Below are 17,484 nucleotides of genomic sequence, written 5' to 3'. Positions count from 1 at the left end.
AATTCGGACCGGGGGTACGGTCCTCGATGTCTTCAGCATCATGTATCAAGCACTACGTGTAGCGCAACGAGTACTAGACTCGGGGTCTCACTCAAATCCAAATTGCATAGGATCAAGGGCGTGCAGATTGACACCACGCGGAAACCGGGGGAGGCGACGGTGGCGGTCGACGAGGGCCCCACACTCCGTCGCCGGCGACTGGCCGCGGAGCTGAAGAAATGCCGGGAGGATGCCGGGCTCACGCAGGAGTTCGTCTCCCGCCACTTCGAGTGGCACTCGGCGAAGGTCACCCGCATCGAGAACGCCCGCGTCCCGGTCACCCCCCGGGACGTCGCCGACCTGCTCTCGCTCTACGGCGTCGCCGACGCCACCTACCGGGAGGCGCTGCTCACGCTGGCCCGGCTGGCCCGCCAGCGCGGCTGGTGGACCGACTACAAGGACGTCATGCGCCCGGGCAACTTCGTCGGCATGGAGGCGGACGCCTCCACGGCGAAGGTCTGGGAGCCGATCGTCCTGCCGGGCCTGCTGCAGACCGAGGCCTATATGCGGGCCCTCATGGGCACCGGCCGGCGCAACGACCCGCAGCAGTCGATCGACCGCCGGGTCGCGCTGCGCCTGCAGCGGCAGGAGCGCCTGGTCACGGACCCGAAGCTCACCCTGTGGGCGATCATCGACGAGTCGGTGGTGCGCCGCACGGTGGGCGGCGAGCAGGTCATGCGGGAGCAGTGGCAGCGGATTATCACAGCCGCGGCCATGCCGAACGTGAACGTGCAGATTCTGCCCTTTGGTGCCGGCGAACACGCCCTCATGGGCGGGTCGATGGCCCTGCTGGAGTTCGATGACGTCGCCCACTTGGACGTCGTCTACCTGGAAGGACTTGCCGGGGACTACTACGAGGAGCAGCCTGCAGAGGTCACGCGTTACCGGGACGAGTTCGAGCGACTGAGCACGAAGGCACTCAGCCAGTCCTCGTCGGTCGGCATGATCCAGGGTCTGCTCGACGAGTAGCTGGCAAGTCTCCGTAGAGAGGAGGTGCGATCATGTCTGCGCAACTCAGCGACACCGCCTGGCGCAAGAGCAGCCGCAGCAACGGCAACGGCGGCAGTAACTGCGTCGAGGTCGCAATGCTCGACACAGCCGTCGCCGTCCGCGACAGCAAGAATCCGGACGGCCCGGCGTTACGATTCACGCCGATGGCGTGGGAATCGTTTGTGGACGGCACAAAGAAGGGCAGCTTCGATACCGCCCACTAACGGTCGTCATGCAAGAGAGTTCGTCCCTGAAGGCACACGGCACATCGTCGTGCCACGAACCTTCGCACAGGTTCGTCGAATTGGTCTCGACGACGCCTGACAGCGCACAGCGGAGGGCTGATGCTCGGACGCATCGGCCCTCCGTGAAGCTCCGATCGATGGTATTGCCTATCCGCGGCGTGATGCCAGGAGCACGTTTCGCAGTATCTGCAAGGACGGCCGAAGCAGTCAGTCCCGCCGCGGAGCCTTCTGGGAGGCGCACCGGTTCCGCGACGATGGACGGGTGCGAATCTCACGCCCCGGGCGGCTCGGCTGGTCGCTCGTCGGTTTCGCCGTCCTGCTGGTGTGCGTCGCGGCGCCGGTGTGGATCGCGTCCACCGGCGACGTGAACGCGGCGGCCGGCTGGGCGAACATCCTGGCCCTGCCGATCACCGCCGCCGGGCTGCTGCTGGTCTTCACCGAGCAGCGGCAGGCCGTCCACCGCCCGGCGCCGCCCGCGCCGGAGCGGCGGCCGTGGATGGCGCCGCCGCTGGAGCGCATGGTGCCCCGCCCGGAGCTGGGCGCCGAGCTGATCGAGGTCCTCGTGGGCCCGGCCCCGGAGCCGGCCGCGCGGGACAAGGCGGCCGCGGGCGGGCCGGCCGAGGTCGGGCTGACCACCGCGCTGCGCGGGGCCGGCGGGTTCGGCAAGACGCGGCTCGCCGCCTGGGTCAGCCACCAGCCGCGGGTGCGCGAGCGCTTCTCCGGCGGCCTGCTGTGGCTCACCATCGGCCAGGAGGTGCACGGCGCCGACCTCGCGGTGCGGATCAACGACCTGGCGTTCGCGCTGTCCGGGTCGCGGCCCGCGCTCGTCGACCCGGACGCCGCCGGCGCCGAGCTCGGCCGCATCCTCGACGAGCGCGAGCGCGACCCCGTCCTGCTCGTGCTCGACGACGTGTGGGACGAGACGCAGCTGCGCCCCTTCCGGTTCGGCGGGCGGGCCTGCACCCGGCTCGTCACCACCCGGATCCCCGACCTGCTGCCGGCCGGCGCGCCGTGCGTGCGGGTCGACGCGATGTCCGACGCGCAGGCCCGCCAGCTCGTCGCCGGCGGGCTGCCCGGGCTGGCCGCCGGCGACGCGGACCGGCTGGCCGAGCTGGCCGGGCGCTGGCCGCTGCTGCTGAACCTGGTCAACGGCGCGCTGCGGCGCCGGGTCAGCCGCGGGCAGTCGCCGCACCAGGCGGCCCGCGAGATCACCGAGCGGCTGCGGGCCGAGGGGCCGGCCGCGTTCGACCCGGCCCGGCCGGTCGACCGCAGCCAGGCGGTGGCCGCCACCATCGACGCCAGCCTCGCCCTGCTCGGGCCGCAGGACCGGAGGCGGTACCACGACCTCGCCGTCTTCCCCGAGGACGTCGACATCCCGCTGGACGTGCTCGCCCTGCTCTGGCCGCCGAACCGGGTCGAGGCGCTGTGCGAGGAGCTGGCCGGCCTCGGCCTGGTCAGCGACTACCGGCTCGACGCGCCCGGCCGTCGGCTGGTCCTGCACGACGTGATGCTCGCCCACCTGCGCAACGCCGAGCCCGCCCGGCAGGAGGAGGTGCACGCCCGGCTGGTCGACGCCGCCGCCGGGCTGCTGCCGGCGCCCGGCGAGTGGTGGCGGCTGCCGGCCGGCGCCCGCTACCTGTGGCGGTACCTGCCGTACCACCTCCACGGCGCCGGCCGGGGCGGCGAGCTGCCCGCGCTCGTCTGCGACCCGCGCTGGATCGAGGCGAAGACCCGCCGGTTCGACTCGGTCGTCACCCTCGACGCCGACCTCGCGCTCATCGGCACCCCCACCGGCCGGACCCTGCGGCGGGTCCTGGCCCACGCCGCGCACCTGCTCGGCCCGATCGACCCGCCGGAGGCGCTCGCCGCGACCCTGGCCAGCCGGCTGCACGGCATCCCCGGGCTGGCGGAGCAGGTGCGGCGCTACCGCGACGCGCTGCCGGCGCCCCGCCTGGAGCCGATCTGGCCGCTGCCCGACCTGCCCGACCCGACCCAGCCGACCGAGCCGGCCGGGCACGTCGGCCCGGTCACCAACTGCGCGTTCTCGCCCGACGGCACGCTGCTGGCGACGACCGGCGACGACGCCACGATCCGGCTGTGGCGGGTGCCGGACGGCACGCAGCAGGCGCTGTTCATCGGGCACACCGCGCCGATCTACGGCTGTGCCTTCTCCCCGGACGGGTCGCTGCTGGCCACCGCCGGGCACGACGGGACGGTACGGCTGTGGCGGGTCGCCGACGGCACCCAGCGGCCACACCTCACCGGGCACGCCGGGGCGATCACCCGGTGCGCGTTCTCGCCCGACGGAAGCCTGCTCGCCTCGACCGGGACCGACGGGACGGTACGGCTGTGGGCCGCCGCCGACGGGACCGCGGTGACCGTGCTGGCCGGCCACACCGACGAGGTCAACGGCTGCGCCTTCTCCCCGGACGGCACGCTGCTGGCCACCGCGTCCGCCGACGGCACGGTGCGGCTGTGGAAGGTCGCCGCCGGCGCCGCGCACGCGGTGCTCACCGGCCACGGCGGCACCGTCCACGAGGTCGCCTTCTCCCCCGACGGCACGCTGCTCGCCTCCACGAGCGACGACCTCACCACCCGGGTCTGGCGGGTCGCCGACGGCAGCCGCTACGGGGTCGTCGACGGGCACGCCTGCGGCTGCGCGTTCTCCCCGGACGGGTCGCTGCTGGCCACCGCCGGGCTGGACCGCGCGGCCCGGCTGTACGACGTGGCGACGCTGACCGAGCGCGCCCGGCTGCAGGGGCACACGGCGCGGCTGGTCCTCGGGTGCGCGTTCTCCGGCGACGGCGCGCTGCTGGCCACGACGAGCGTCGACGGCACGGCCCGGTTGTGGGAGCTTTCCGGCGGTACCGAACGCGTCGTGCTCACCGGCAGCACCGACTGGGCCGTCGGGTGCGCCTTCTCCCCCGACGGCGGCACGCTCGCGGTGGCCAAGGGCGACGCCACCGTCCGGCTGTGGCGGGTCGCCGACCGTGCGCCGCTCGGCGTGCTCACCGGCGACGGCAGCTGGATGGACAGCTGCGCCTTCTCCCCCGACGGCCGACTCGTCGCCGCGGCCGGCTGGGACCGGGCGGTGCGGGTCTGGCAGGCCGCCGACGGCGCGCCGCACGCCGCCCTGGCCGGCCACACCGACCGGGTGACCTGCCTGGCCTTCTCCCCCGACGGCGGGACCCTGGCCACCGCCGGCTGGGACCGGGCCGTCCGGCTGTGGCGCACCGACACCGGCACCGAGCTGGCCCGCCTGACCGGCCACACGGCGTCGATCTGGGGCTGTGCCTGGTCGCCGGACGGCACGCTGCTGGCCACGTCGGGCGACGACCTCACGGTGCGGGTGTGGCGGGTCGCCGACGGCACGGTGCGCTGGGAGCTGCCGCATCACCGCGGGTCCGGCGCCTGCCCGTTCTCGCCCGACGGCACGCTGCTGGCCACCTGTGACGAGCAGGTCGTCCGGCTCTGGCACGCCGAGACTGGCACCCGGTACCGGGTGCTGAGCGGTCACACGGGGCTCGTGTTCCAGGCCGCGTTCGCGCCGGACGGCACGCTGCTGGCCACCACCGGCAACGACAGCACGATCCGCATCTGGCAGGTGGCGACCGGCCGGTGCGTGTGCGCGCTGCGGCTGGCCGGGCCGGTCGAGGGCATCGCGTGGCACCCCGACGGCACGACCATCTGCGCCGTGGGCGGCGCCGGCGTCTATCTCCTGAACTTTCTTCCGGGCGACCGATGAGTTCCCGCGCGGGGCGGCGTTTCACCTGGCGTACACCAACCGAACGCCGGAGGAGACAACCGAAATGCGCAACGTCGTGATCTACGGGGCAGCGGGCAACATCGGGTCGGCCGTGGCCGGGGTGTTCGCCCGGCAGGGCGACCTCGTCCACCTGACCGGGCGGACGCGCGAGACCCTGGAGGCGGCCGCCGAGCGGATCCGGGCCGAGGGCGGCAAGGCCGAGGCGGCGGTCGTCGACGCGTACGACGAGGCCGCCGTCGAGGCGCACGCCGACGCCGTGGGCCGCATCGACGTGTCGCTCAACCTCGTGCCGCGCGGCGACGCGCAGGGCACGCCGCTGGTCGACATGAGCGTCGCCGACTTCACCCGCGCGGTGACGAACGGCGCCACCACGAACTTCATCACCGCCCGGGCCGCCGCCAAGCGGATGGCGGCCCAGGGCGGCGGGGTGATCGTCGCGCTGAACAGCGGGTCGTCGCACGGCAGCCCGATGATGGGCAGCACCGGGCCGGCGGACGCGGCGATCGACACGTTCGTGCGCAACCTGGCGATGGAGGTCGGGCCGCAGGGCGTGCGGGTGATCGGCGTGTGGGTGGCCGGCATCCCGGAGACGCTCACCGTGGAGAAGCTGGCCGCGGTGAACCCGGCGATCGACGAGGCCGCGGTCGAGGGCATCCTGGCCAACCTGGCCCAGCTGCGGATGCTGCGCCGCTCGCCGCGCCTGCCGGAGATCGCCGAGACGATCGCGTTCCTGGCCTCGCCGCACGCCGCCGGGATGACCGGCACCTTCGTCAACGTGACGGGAATGTTCCCGAGCTGATTGATCCGGTCGGGGCCTGTCGGCTCTTGACCCGGTGATGACCGGGTCGCGCACCCGGCCCGTGGGGCGATACCGTTCGGCCATGAACGGGCGCCCGTCACGGTCCTTCGACCGGATCGCCGACCGCTACGACGACCGCCGGGGCGGCACGGAGCGGGGGGTGGTGCTCGCCGCCGACATCCTGCCGTGGCTCGTGCCGGGCACGGTCCTGGAGGTCGGCGTCGGCACCGGCGTCGTCGCCACCGCGCTGCGGGCGCTCGGCGTCACGGTCTTCGGCGCCGACCTGTCGGCCGGCATGCTGCGGCACGCGCGGGAGCGGCTCGGGCCGTCCGTCGTCCAGGCGGACGCGACGGCCCTGCCGTTCGCCGCCGGCGCGGTCGACAACGTCGTCTTCGTGACCGCGCTGCACGCCATCGGCGACGTCTACGCCGCCGTCGCCGAGGCGGCCCGGGTGGTCCGGCCCGGCGGGCGGGTGATCGCGGTGCACGGCATCCCGCGCCGGGTGCCGGACGACGACGACCTGACCGCGGCGGTGGCCCCGCTCGGCCCGCTGCGCGACGACCGCCCCGACTCGGCCCCGACCCTCGACGGCGCCGCGGCCGCCGCCGACCTGCGCCCGGCCGGGGTGTCCTGGGTGGCGTCGACGGCGTTCGCCGAGTCACCGAACGAGTTCGCCGAGAGCATCGAGGAGCGGCTCTGGTCGTACCTCTGGAACGTCGACGACACCGTCTGGCGCGACGTGGTCGTCCCGGTCGTCGCCCGGCTGCGCGCGCTGCCCGACCCGGACCGCCCGCGCGCCTACCGCCTCTCCCCGCGACTGGTCGCCTATTCCGCGTGACCGTTGTCCCGCCGTGGGGCTTCCGTCAGCGCACGTCCCACACCCACACGTCCGTGACGTGCTGCCCGGCGCCGTAGAGCTGGTCGACGGTCTGCCGGATGGCGTCGCTGTTGCCGTGCTGCTCGGCGAGCACGATGGTGGTCGCCTTCCAGTACCGCGCGTCGGCCCGGGCCTGCTCCTGCTGCTCCGGGGTCACCTGCGGCACGGCGCCGTCGTTGGCGACCCCGGCCAGCAGCCCCATGGTCGCCGGCTGCGCGGGCCCGAACATCGCCTGGCGCTCGGGGTCGTTCGGGTCGGGCGCGAGGAAGTACCCGCCGGCGATGCTGAAGTCGAGGTTGGCCGCGGTCGCGTACCGCATCGCGTCGAGGCTCTCCCACCAGCCCCCGGGGACCACGACGACGGTGCCGCCCTCGGGGATGTGGCCCCGCCACGCGCCGCTGGTGAAGAACGCGGGGACGGTGGACCGCTCGTCGGCCGGCTGCGGGGTGGGCACGAGCGGCACCAGCGCGACGGCGAGGGCCACGGCCCAGAGGATCGGCGCCGTCGGCGACGGCCGCCGGTCTGCCGCCGGTTCCTCGGCGGCCTGCCCCGCACCGCGCTCCACCGCATTGGGCGCCTCGGTGTCGAGCGCCCCCGCCGCGGCGGCGGCCGGCTGGACCACCAGGCGGTCGGCGATCAGCGCGACGATCACGCCGACCACCGGGGTCACGACCAGGGCCAGCCGCGTCGGGACGACCGAGTCGAACAGCGGCAGCTTGTGCACCCACTCCCACGGGCCGTGCCAGGACGTCTCCGCGCCGTGGCGCTTCACCACGATGCCCAGGGAGAGGACGGCGAAGACGATCCCGGTGGCGTACAGGGCGCGGGCCGCCCGGTGGCGGGCCAGGACGACCAGGGCCGCCGCCAGCAGGCCGACCAGCGGCCAGCCGAAGAACGTGTTCTCCTCCGTGGCCCCGCCCATGTTCTCGATCCGGGCCGGGTCGCCGACGATCGAGCGGCGGCTGAACTCGGTGAACGAGGCCAGGTCGGTGTTGATCTTCAGCACGAAGTCGGGCAGGCCGCGGTACGCCTGGGGGCCGAAGAACTGGTGGAACAGCGGGTAGGCCAGGAGCACGCCGGCGACGACGGCCGTGATCCCGAGCGCGGGCAGGGCGGCGCGGGCGGCCGGGAGGAACTCGCGCGGGCGCAGGTACACCAGCAGGAACACGGCCAGGGCGCAGGCGGTGAGGAAGAGGATCTCCTCGTTGATGAAGCACTGGTAGACCACGAGCGCGGCGAGCACCAGGCCGCGGCGGACCGGCGAGCCGTCGCGGAGGCGGAAGACGGCCCAGATGACGAACGGGATGAGGTACTGCCCGGCGATGTTGGGGTGGCCGGTGATCTGCGAGATCATCGCCGGCGCGAAGCCGCAGAACAGGCCGCCGAGGTACGCGGCGCCCTTCGAGCGCACGACGACGCGGGAGAGGAAGAGATACCACCCGGTGGCCGTGCCGGCCAGGGCCAGGGTGCAGACCAGCGCGAACGTGACGCCGGCGCCGAACAGGAGCGTGACCGGGCTCAGCGGCAGCGCCAGGCCCAGGATCGAGGTGTTGGCCATGAGGTTGACCCCGAGCGGGGAGTTCATCTCGTCGGTGAAGATCGGCGACTCGCCGTGGGTCACCACCCGGGCGGCGTGCGTGAGCACCCACTCGAAGAAGATCTGGTCCTGGGTGTTGTCGGTGAGCATCCTGGTGCGGGGGTTGCCCCAGAGATGCTGGAGGACCACGACGGCGAACAGCAGGTAGCTCGCGACGGCGGAGAGATCGAACGCGTGCGCCCGAAACAGCCGACTGGCCTTTTCACCGATTTTCACGCTGACACGATAGAGGGCCGCAGGCCGAAAGGGGTCGCCCTGGTGGCACAACCATCGATGGATATAAACTACGCCGACTGCGGATACCATGATCCCGGACCACCGTCAGCGACCACCGAGAGGACCAGCCGTGCCCAACGCGGAGCATCCTCCGAGCGCCGGGATCCTGGGCGACCAGCTCGTGCAGTCGGAGGTCCTCGAAGGCCTCGCGATGGCGAAGAACCACCGCAAGTGGTTCGTCGCGTTCGCCACGCCCTTCCTCGGCGACCACCCGATCGAGGTCAGCGCCGGGCTCGGCGACTACGCGGCGGAGTGGCTGGTGCACGCACCGCGCATGACGCTGACGGAGGCCGACCCGGGCCGCATCCTGGCGCTCAAGGAGCGGTTCGCCGCCAACCGGGACGTCACGGTCCGCGAGCTCATGCTGCCCAGCGACGACACCGCCGACCACAGCGCCGCGGTCTCCTACAACGTGCTGGAGCACATCGAGGACGACATCGGCGCGCTGCGCACCATGCGGGCGATGGTCCGGCCGGGCGGCTACGTGGTGATCGTGGTGCCGGCGTTCCCGTTCGCGATGGGCCCGGCCGACGTCGCCACCGGGCACGTGCGCCGCTACACGCGCAAGACGATGCGCGCCGCGCTGCTCGCCGCCGATCTGCGGATCGAGCGGCTGCACTACGCCAACTCGCTGGGACTCATCGGCTACTACGTGTCCACCTGCCTGCTGCGGCAGCTGCCGGGCCCGGGGCCGATGGTGAAGTTCTACGACACCACGGTGGCCCCGGTGACCCGGCTCATGGAGCGCGTCGTGCGCCCGCCGTTCGGGCAGTCGGTCGTGGCGATCGCCCGCCGCCCGAAGTGACACCCGGCCCTACGCCAGGCGGAAGTAGTCCAGGTTGAAGCCGCCGCTCTCGCAGTACACCGTGACGATCTGATCCCCGGCGGCGAGCGTCACCGGGACGTGCACGGAGCCGTAGCTGCCCCACCCGCCGGTGTCCGGCACCGAGGCCGTGGCGAGCACCGTGCCGGCGGCGTCGCGCAACGACACGGCGTCGGGCACGACCCCGCCGGTGCCGGTGGCCACCCGCAGTTCCAGGTCGTAGGTGCCCGCCTGGGCGATGTCCACGCGGTACTGCAGCCAGTTCCCCGGCGCCGTCCAGCCGACGTTCTTGCCGCCGCTGGCGCTGGCGTTGTTCTCGATGAAGTTGGCCCCGCCGTCGGTCCAGCCGTGCTGGGCTGTGTACGCCTCCGCCTCGACGACCGCGCCGACCGGCGCCCCGTGCGGCCGGACGGTCACGTGGACCGTGACCCGGTCGCTGGCCACGCCGTCCGTCACCGTGAACGTCAGGTCCTGGGTGCCGGCGACCGTCGGCCGCAGCGTCACCACACCGGTCGTCCCGTCGAGGCTCACGCCGCCGGGCAGGTCGGTGGCGTAGTACGCGAGCCGGTCGCGGTCCCGGTCGGTGGCGGTGAGCCGCACCTGGGTCGTGCCGTACTGGTCGGCGACCACGTCGGCCACCGGCGCGAACGCCGGCGCGTGGTTGCCGTGGGCGCGGGGCAGGTCCGGGGTCCAGCGGAGCGTGGCGTAGGCGCGGGCCGGCACCGTGGCGACGAACGACTCGCCGGCGACCGTGACCCGGACCCGGGCCGCGGTGTCGCGGGCGTTGCCGAGGACGGCGACGAAGTGCCCGTCGCGGTCCCGGAACGCCACGTTGCTCACGCCGCCGGCGGTGGCGCTGGACTGCAGGCGCGTGTAGGACGGGTCGAGGTACCGCGCGAACTGCCCCATGGCGTAGAGCTCGTCCCGCACGGAGTACGTGCGACTGGTCGTGTCGACCTTGACCAGCCGGTCGGGCCACTTCGTGGTCGCCGCCACCTGGTCCCAGTCGACGTTGTTGTCCCGCGCCGGCGTCCAGTGCAGGGTGCCGCCGTCCTGGTCGGTGGCCTGCGCCCACATGACGTACGAGCTCGCGTCGAGCCGGAGGTAGCTCAGGATCGTCGCCGGGTCGAGGTCGCTGGTCTCGGTCAGGTGCACCGGCTTGCCGGTCTGCTCGTAGGCGTCGCGCATGACCGTGGGGTCGCCCCAGTACGGGTGGAACGCGATCGCGTCGGCCGCCCGCCGCGCCGCCGGGTCGTCGAGCACCCGGTAGTAGTTCTTGGTCTCGGTGCTGTTCGGGTCGCGCCAGTCCCAGAAGTTGAAGTCGTGGATGTACAGGTCGACCTGCGGCAGCCGGCGCTTGATCGCGACCGCGAGCTTCTGCTGCTGGGCGACGGAGATGTCCATGGCGGGGTAGACGACGTCCATGCCCGGCTCGTTGAGCAGCGTGAGCGCGTCGACCCTGATGCCGTGGCGGGCGTAGGCCTCGACGTACTTCGCGTAGTAGCGGGCGAAGACGTCGATGCACTCGTCGCGCAGCTTGCCGACCTGGTAGTGGTCGGTCGTGCTGCCCGGCCTGAGGGCGACCTCGCCGAGGAACTTGTTGTTGGTCTTCATCCAGGCCGGGGCGCTCCAGGCCGAGGCGAAGAACGTGGCCTTCGGGTTGTACTTCTGGATCAGCTTGACGGTGTCGACGATGTGCAGGTCGATGTCGCGCTGGATCGAGAAGTACCGCAGGTCCCAGTCCTCGGCGACGCCGGCGGGCAGGTCGTCGTAGGACCAGAACGGCAGGTGCTCGATGAGGTCGGGGCTGCCGATCGTCAGCCGGAACCGGTCGAGGCCGGCGCCGGTGCGGGGGTCGACGAGCAGCCGGATCGCGTCCTCGCGCTGGGCGGGGGTGAGCTTCCAGAGGTTCGACACGCTCGTCTCGTCGATCGAGAAGCCGATCCCGCTGTACCGCTGGCGGGCCCGGCTCGGGTCGACGACGACGGTGACGTCGGCCGCTGCGTCCCTGGTGATGCCGGTCAGCGGCTGCCAGTGCTGTCCGGCGGCGGAGTAGGTGGCGCTGACGGCGGGGGCGGGTCGGGGTCCGCCGGCCGACGCCGGTGCCTGGGCTGCGATCAGTGCGGTGGTGGCGGCTAGCGCCATCGTCAGGGTTCGCCTCACGGCGCCTCCTCGGGTGCGGGGCTGGGCGGTGGGACCCGGGGACACCGTTCTTTATACACGCGTCAATATAAGTCGTGAAGAAAGCCGTATGATCTTCCCGTGGAGCGCATCGCGGTTCCGTTCACCGGCCCGGGTGCCGGCGTCGGCGGGCTGACCTGGGGTCAGCAGCAGGTCTGGGCGGCCATGCGGGAGATCGGCTCGTCGCTGCCGATCGGCGGGGTCGTGCCGGTGACCGACGGCCGCACCGTGGACGACTTCGCGGCCGAGCTGCGATACCATACCGGCCGGCATCCGTCGCTGCGCACGCTGCTGCGGGGCGACTCGAAGCAGGAGACCTTCGGCGCCGGGGAGGCGGTGCTGCACGTCCTCGACGCCGCCGACGACCGGGCGGCGTTCGACCTGGCGGCCCGCTGGCGGGACGAGCCGTTCGACCACGCGCAGGAGTGGTGGCTGCGGATGGGCGTGGCCTGCCGCGACGGCGCACCGACGCACGTCGTCGCGATCATGTCGCACCTGGCCGCCGACCTCGGCGGGGTCCAGGTGATGCTGCGGGACCTGGCGGAGCGCGCCGAGGGGCCGGTGCTGTCACCGGTCGAGGTGTGGGAGCGCCAGCAGGAGCCGCCCGCCCGGCGCAGCACCGCGGCGGCGATGCGGCACTGGGAGACCCACCTGCAGGCGGTCCCGGCGCGCCGCCTCCCGCCGCCGGTGGACCGCGGCGAGCCCCGCTACCTGCGCCTGGTCTGGCGGTCCCCGGCGCTGTACCGCGGCGCCTTCGCGACGGCCGCCCGGCTGGCCGCCGACCCGGCGTGGGTGCTGCTGGCGTCGTTCGCGCACGCCTGGGACGCCGTCGCCGGCGGGCCGCTCGTCGCCGAGGCGATCATCGGCAACCGGTTCCGGCCCGGGCTGGCCGGCCTGGTGTCGCCGCTGACCCAGAACGGCCTGATCGTGCTGGACGCTCGTTCCTGCGGACCGGACGAGCTGGTGGCCCGGGCCCGGACGGCGTCGATGAGCGCCTCCAAGCACGCCTACTACGACCCCGCCGCCCGGCTCGAGCTCCTCGCCCGCCTGCCGGTCGAGCTGGGCGTCTTCTACAACGACCGGCGCACCGGCGCTCCTGTGGCGGACGCGCCCCACGGGCTCACCCGGGAGCCGATGCGCTTCTTCAACGAGAAGGTCATGGTCAACCTCGACGACGCCGGGGTCACCGTGGAGCTGGACACCTGGCACATCGCCGAGGCCGACGTCCTGCGGATGCTCACCGCGATGGAGGCGTTCGCCGTCAGCACTCGATGACGGTCACGGCGAGCCCGCCGCGCGCCGTCTCCTTGTACTTCGTCGACATGTCCCGCCCGGTCTCGCGCATGGTCTTGATCGCCTTGTCCAGCGTGACCTTGTGCTCGCCGGTACCGTTGCGGGCCAGCCGGGCGGCGTTGATCGCCTTCACGCTCGCGATGGCGTTGCGCTCGATGCACGGGATCTGCACCAGGCCGCCGACCGGGTCGCAGGTGAGGCCCAGGTTGTGTTCGAGGCCGATCTCGGCCGCGTTCTCCACCTGCTCGGGCGTGCCGCCGAGGACCTCGCACAGGCCGGCCGCGGCCATCGCGCACGCCGAGCCGACCTCGCCCTGGCAGCCGACCTCGGCGCCGGAGATCGACGCGCCGCCCTTGATGAGGATGCCGATCGCGGCCGCCGTGAGCAGGAACCGCTCGACGCCGTCGGCCGACGCCCCGGGCACGAACCGCGTGTAGTAGTGCAGGACCGCCGGGATGATGCCGGCCGCGCCGTTGGTCGGCGCCGTCACGATCCGGCCGCCGGCCGCGTTCTCCTCGTTGACCGCCAGGGCGAACAGGTTCACCCAGTCCATGATCCGCAGCGGGTCGGGGTTCTCGGCGTCGGCCTTGAGGTCCCGGTACAGCGCGGGCGCCCGGCGCGGGACCCGCAGGCCCCCGGGCAGGACCCCCTCGCGGTGGCAGCCGCGCTCGACGCAGGCCTGCATGACGTCCCACAGCTCGCCCAGCCCGGCGCTGACCTCCGCGTCGGTCCGCCAGGCCCGCTCGTTGACCCGCATCACCCCGCTGACCGGCAGCCCGGTCGCCCGGCACGTCCGCAGCAGCTCCGCGCCGGTGGCGAACGGGTGCGGCAGCTCGGTGGAGTCGGGCACGATCCCGTCCGGCCCGGTGACGAACCCTCCCCCGACCGAGAAGTACGTGCGCTCGGCGACCAGCTCCCCCGCGGGCCCCCAGGCGCGGAAGATCATCCCGTTGGGGTGCTCGGGCAGCGACCGCCGCCGGTGCAGCACCAGGTCGGCGTCCTGGTCGAACGGGACGGTCTGGCCGTTCGGGAGCCGCAGCTCGCGCTTGCCGGCGACCCGCTCGTCGGCGGCGTCGACGTCGACCGTCGCCGGGTCCTCCCCCTCCAGCCCGAGCACGACGGCCTTGGCCGACCCGTGCCCGTGCCCGGTGGCCCCGAGCGAGCCGAAGAGCTCGGCCTTGATCCGCGCGACGGGCCGGTCGAGCTGCCGCGCGAACATGGCGGCGGCCCGCATCGGCCCGACCGTGTGCGAGGAGGAGGGACCGATGCCCACGCTGTACAGATCGAAAACACTCAACGCCATAGGGAGGCTCCTTCGCCAGGCCTCCCCGCTCTGTCATGGTGCCTGAGAGCTTCACCGCCGTGGTGGTGGCGGCTTGCACCTTGGGCGCAGGGCGTCGATGCCCTGACTTTCCAGAGTCGCCTGACCGCGACGGTACGGTTGCCTGAGAGTTTCCCGGGGAGGGGATGTTGCTCCTTCGGCGCCCCGCAGGTGCCGGGATCTCTCCCGCCACGGCTCGAACGGCGCAATATGCGGTTGTCGCAGGCGACGCTAGGACCCCGCCCGATCCGCGTCAAGCTACCCGCCCGCCCCGGTTCATACCCGCCGCTCTTCGAGATCCCCGCCGCTACGGTCGCGGCCCTGATCACCATCCGGGCCGTTGCGGGTCGGGGTCATGCCGGCGCGGTGCCCAGGAGGGTGTCGACGCGGCGGGCGATCGTTGCGGCGAGCTCGTCCTCCGGCTTCGTGGCGTCGAGGACGAGGTATCGGCCGATGTTGGCGTCGGCGAGGTCGAGGTAGGCCTGCCGGACCCGGCGGTGGAAGTCGAGGGCCTCCCGCTCCAGCCGGTCGGCGGAGCCGCGGTGGGCAGCGCGGTCGAGGCCGTCGAGCGGGTCGATGTCCAACAGGATGGTGAGGTCGGGGACGATCCCGGCGGTCGCCCAGGTGGACAGGGCCTCGATCCACACGCGGTCCATGCGGCGGCCGGCGGCCTGGTAGGCGATGGACGAGTCGACCCACCGGTCGCAGATGACCGTCCTGCCCAGGAGCAGGGCGGGCTCGACGACCTCGGCGACGTGCTGGGCCCGGTCCGCGGCGTACAGGAGCGCCTCGGTCCGGTCGTCGACCGTGCCCGGCGCCGACTCGAGCAGCACCCGGCGGAGCTCGGCGCCGAGGTCGGTGCCGCCCGGCTGGCGGGTGACGAGCACCCCGAAGTCCAGGTGGCGTTCGAGGTGGCGGATCTGCGTGCCCTTCCCGGCACCCTCCCCGCCCTCGAACACGACGAGCTTGCCGGTCATGCTGTGCTCCGATCCTGTCGTCGAGGTTGTGGCGGCCCGCCGGGCTGTCACCGGCGGGGTTTCCCGGTGCGTGCCCGCCTCGGTGGCGGCACGCGCCCGCCACCTGGTGACCGTCCGGGACCGGGTCCGGAACAGGGCGAGCTGCTCGACGTCGCCGAGCGCCCCTGGACGGCAGGCGGCCGCGAGCGCCTCATCGTCGACGGTACCGTCGCCCGCGCCGCCGAGGTCGGGTCTGCATGCAGGATCGTCGATGTCGTGAGATCCAGCCGTGTTCTCCGCCTCCCGGGCTACGGCGTCGCCAGGCTGTTCGGCCGGCGCATCACACGAGCCCGCGCTCGTACGCAATGATCACCAGCTGCACCCGATCCCGGGCGTCGAGCTTGGTGAGCAGCCGCGCGACGTGCGCCTTCACGGTGGCCACCGTGATGTGCAGGGCGCCGGCGATCTCATGGTTGGACCGCCCCTGCCCGATGAGCGTCAGCACCTCCCGCTCCCGCTCCGTGATCTGGTCGAGCACCCGCCGCGGCGCGGGAGCGGCCCCGCCGGACCCGGGGCCGGGCGAGCCGGCTGCGCCGCCGCCGGACCGGCCGCCCCCGCCGGTCGTGGCACCGCCGGCCCCGGTGGTCACGAAGTGTGCGACGAGCAGCCGGGTGACGCGGGGCGCGACGATCGCGTCGCCGGCCGCGACCACGCGGACGGCCGCGAGGATGTCGTCGAGGGCCATGTCCTTGACGACGAAGCCGCTGGCGCCGGCGCGGAGGGCACCGAAGACGTACTCGTCGTCGTCGAACGTCGTCAGCACCAGCACCCGCGCTGCCGCCCCGCTCGCGACGATCCGGCGGGTGGCCTCGATCCCGTCCATCCCCGGCATCCGGATGTCCATCACGACGACGTCGGGCGCCTCCCGCGCCACGATCGCGAGCGCCTCGTCGCCCGACCCGGCCTCCCCGGCCACGACGAGGTCGTCGGCGTCGGCGATGAGCACCCGCAGCGCGCTGCGGATGAGCGGCTGGTCGTCGACCAGCACGACCCGGGTGGTCACCGCGCGCCCCCGAGCGCGGCACCGGCCGGGGCGACCGGGGCAACCGGGAGCGGGATGGTGGCCGCCACGCGGAAGCCGCCGCCGGGGCGCGGGCCCGCCGCGAACTCGCCGCCCAGCAGCGTGACGCGCTCGCGCATGCCGGCGATGCCGTGGCCGCCCTCCGCGATCGGGCCGCCGCGGCCGTTGTCGGTCACCTCGACCGTCAGTATGGCGCCCTCCACGGCGACCGTGACGTCGCAGCGGGTGGCCCGGGCGTGGCGGGTCACGTTGGTCAGGGACTCCTGCACGACCCGGTAGGCGGCCAGATCGAGGTCCGCGGGCAGGGTCACCGGAGCTGCCGGGGCGTGCAGCTCGACGCGTAAGCCGCCACCGCGCGAACGCTCGGCCAGCCGCTCCAGGTCGGCCAGCCCGTTCGACGGCGCGAGCGGCAGCTCTTCCGCCGCCGGGTCGGTGCGGCGGAGGTTGCCCAGGGTGCGGCGTAGCGCGGCCAGTGTCTCGCGGCCCGTTTCCTCGATCACGGCCAGGGCCCGGCGGGCCTCGGCCGGCTGGGTGTCGATCACGCGGCGGCCCATGCCCGCCTGCATGGCGATGACGCCGATGCTGTGGGCGATCAGGTCGTGCAGCTCGCGGGCGATGCGCAGGCGCTCGGCCTGGGCCGCCTCGCGGGCCGTCTCGGCCAGGCGGGCCTCGGCGAACACGCGGCGCTGGCGGATCGAGTTGCCGATGAACCAGGTCGCCAGCATCGCCAGGGCCTCCTGGGCGCCGCGGTCGTTGAGGTCGTCGGGGCTCAGCTGAACGCCGACAGCCACCGCCCACTGGGCGCACAGCACCAGCACGGCCGTGGTGATCGACACCCAGCGGCGGCGGGTCGCGGCGATGTAGCCGACCGCCACGTCGAGGGCCAGCGTCTGGATCGTGCGGACGTCGCTGTGCAGGGCGAGCTGCTCGGGCCCGTTGGGGTGGAACGTCAGCTCGAAGCTGGCGGTGATGAGCAGCAGCATGCCCAGCGCGACGAACGGGCGGCGCCGCAGCATGCCGGCCAGCGCCGCCAGGGCCGCGATCGGCATGATGAACCGCAGCCCGAACGGCGAGTCCGCCGGGTTGCCCGTCATGCTCCAGGCGACGAACAACAGCGGCGACAGCACAAAGCCGGTCCACGCCGCCACCGTCCGCCAAACGCCCCGCCGCGAGCCCCGTTCCATGCCGCCGATGCTAACCAGCCGCCCGGCCCGCCGCGTCGGACCACGGGCGTAAGACC

At 73.4% G+C, this 17,484-nt stretch carries 13 protein-coding genes and 2 riboswitches; of the genes, 7 read left to right on the top strand and 6 right to left on the bottom strand.

The window, feature by feature from the left end:
• Positions 1–120: 120 nt before the first annotated feature.
• The 5 genes from IEZ31_RS34385 (at position 121) to IEZ31_RS34365 (ending at position 6,677) form a co-directional block, all read left to right on the top strand.
• Entirely contained in the window at positions 121–1,008 is an 888-nt protein-coding gene (locus IEZ31_RS34385; RefSeq protein WP_229836095.1) for a helix-turn-helix domain-containing protein, read from the top strand.
• Positions 1,009–1,040: 32 nt separating this feature from the next.
• Positions 1,041–1,253, top strand: coding sequence for a DUF397 domain-containing protein (locus tag IEZ31_RS34380; protein WP_190254224.1), 213 nt, complete (start codon positions 1,041–1,043; stop codon positions 1,251–1,253).
• Positions 1,254–1,536: 283 nt separating this feature from the next.
• Positions 1,537–5,019 (top strand): NB-ARC domain-containing protein, encoded by a 3,483-nt coding sequence (locus IEZ31_RS34375; protein WP_190254223.1) that lies wholly within the window; start codon positions 1,537–1,539, stop codon positions 5,017–5,019.
• 64 nt (positions 5,020–5,083) lie between these two features.
• Positions 5,084–5,839, top strand: a complete 756-nt coding sequence (locus IEZ31_RS34370) for an SDR family NAD(P)-dependent oxidoreductase (RefSeq protein ID WP_190254222.1) — start codon at positions 5,084–5,086, stop codon at positions 5,837–5,839.
• Positions 5,840–5,921: 82 nt separating this feature from the next.
• A complete protein-coding gene (locus IEZ31_RS34365) occupies positions 5,922–6,677 on the top strand; it encodes a class I SAM-dependent methyltransferase (protein WP_190254221.1) in 756 nt (251 codons plus the stop codon).
• Positions 6,678–6,702: 25 nt separating this feature from the next.
• On the opposite strand, the gene IEZ31_RS34360 is transcribed toward IEZ31_RS34365, so the two are convergent.
• Positions 6,703–8,529, bottom strand: coding sequence for a DUF6311 domain-containing protein (locus tag IEZ31_RS34360; protein ID WP_190254220.1), 1,827 nt, complete (start codon positions 8,527–8,529; stop codon positions 6,703–6,705).
• Positions 8,530–8,740: 211 nt separating this feature from the next.
• Here IEZ31_RS34360 and IEZ31_RS34355 point away from each other — a divergent pair, with 211 nt between their 5' ends.
• Complete coding sequence (locus IEZ31_RS34355; protein WP_190254243.1) at positions 8,741–9,394, top strand: methyltransferase domain-containing protein; 654 nt, start codon at positions 8,741–8,743, stop codon at positions 9,392–9,394.
• A gap of 9 nt (positions 9,395–9,403) precedes the next feature.
• Here the strand turns inward: IEZ31_RS34355 and IEZ31_RS34350 are convergent, their stop codons facing one another.
• Positions 9,404–11,575 (bottom strand): carbohydrate-binding protein, encoded by a 2,172-nt coding sequence (locus IEZ31_RS34350; protein WP_229836094.1) that lies wholly within the window; start codon positions 11,573–11,575, stop codon positions 9,404–9,406.
• Positions 11,576–11,674: 99 nt separating this feature from the next.
• On the opposite strand from IEZ31_RS34350, the gene IEZ31_RS34345 reads away from it, so the two are divergent.
• Complete coding sequence (locus IEZ31_RS34345) at positions 11,675–12,868, top strand: condensation domain-containing protein (RefSeq protein ID WP_190254219.1); 1,194 nt, start codon at positions 11,675–11,677, stop codon at positions 12,866–12,868.
• On the opposite strand, the gene IEZ31_RS34340 is transcribed toward IEZ31_RS34345, so the two are convergent.
• From IEZ31_RS34340 to IEZ31_RS34325, 4 genes are all read right to left on the bottom strand, one after another.
• Positions 12,855–14,189: an L-serine ammonia-lyase gene (locus IEZ31_RS34340; RefSeq protein WP_190254218.1), complete on the bottom strand. Its 1,335-nt coding sequence runs from the start codon at positions 14,187–14,189 to the stop codon at positions 12,855–12,857. The genes IEZ31_RS34345 and IEZ31_RS34340 overlap by 14 nt on opposite strands.
• A gap of 20 nt (positions 14,190–14,209) precedes the next feature.
• Positions 14,210–14,309: riboswitch (glycine riboswitch) on the bottom strand.
• Positions 14,310–14,406: riboswitch (glycine riboswitch) on the bottom strand.
• A gap of 154 nt (positions 14,407–14,560) precedes the next feature.
• Entirely contained in the window at positions 14,561–15,184 is a 624-nt protein-coding gene (tmk, locus tag IEZ31_RS34335) for a dTMP kinase (protein ID WP_190254217.1), read from the bottom strand.
• Between the two features lie 319 nt (positions 15,185–15,503).
• The gene (locus IEZ31_RS34330) at positions 15,504–16,226 is read right to left on the bottom strand and encodes a response regulator (RefSeq protein ID WP_190254216.1); all 723 of its coding nucleotides are present in this window, start codon (positions 16,224–16,226) and stop codon (positions 15,504–15,506) included.
• Positions 16,223–17,428, bottom strand: a complete 1,206-nt coding sequence (locus IEZ31_RS34325; protein WP_190254215.1) for a sensor histidine kinase — start codon at positions 17,426–17,428, stop codon at positions 16,223–16,225. Before IEZ31_RS34325 ends, IEZ31_RS34330 begins: the two co-directional genes overlap by 4 nt.
• Between the last annotated feature and the right edge of the window lie 56 nt (positions 17,429–17,484).

Source organism: Dactylosporangium sucinum (genome assembly GCF_014647515.1).
In the GTDB taxonomy this organism is placed as follows: domain Bacteria; phylum Actinomycetota; class Actinomycetes; order Mycobacteriales; family Micromonosporaceae; genus Dactylosporangium; species Dactylosporangium sucinum.
The sequence above is the reverse complement of the archived record's forward strand: the minus strand, read 5'-3'. Positions and strand labels throughout refer to the sequence as shown.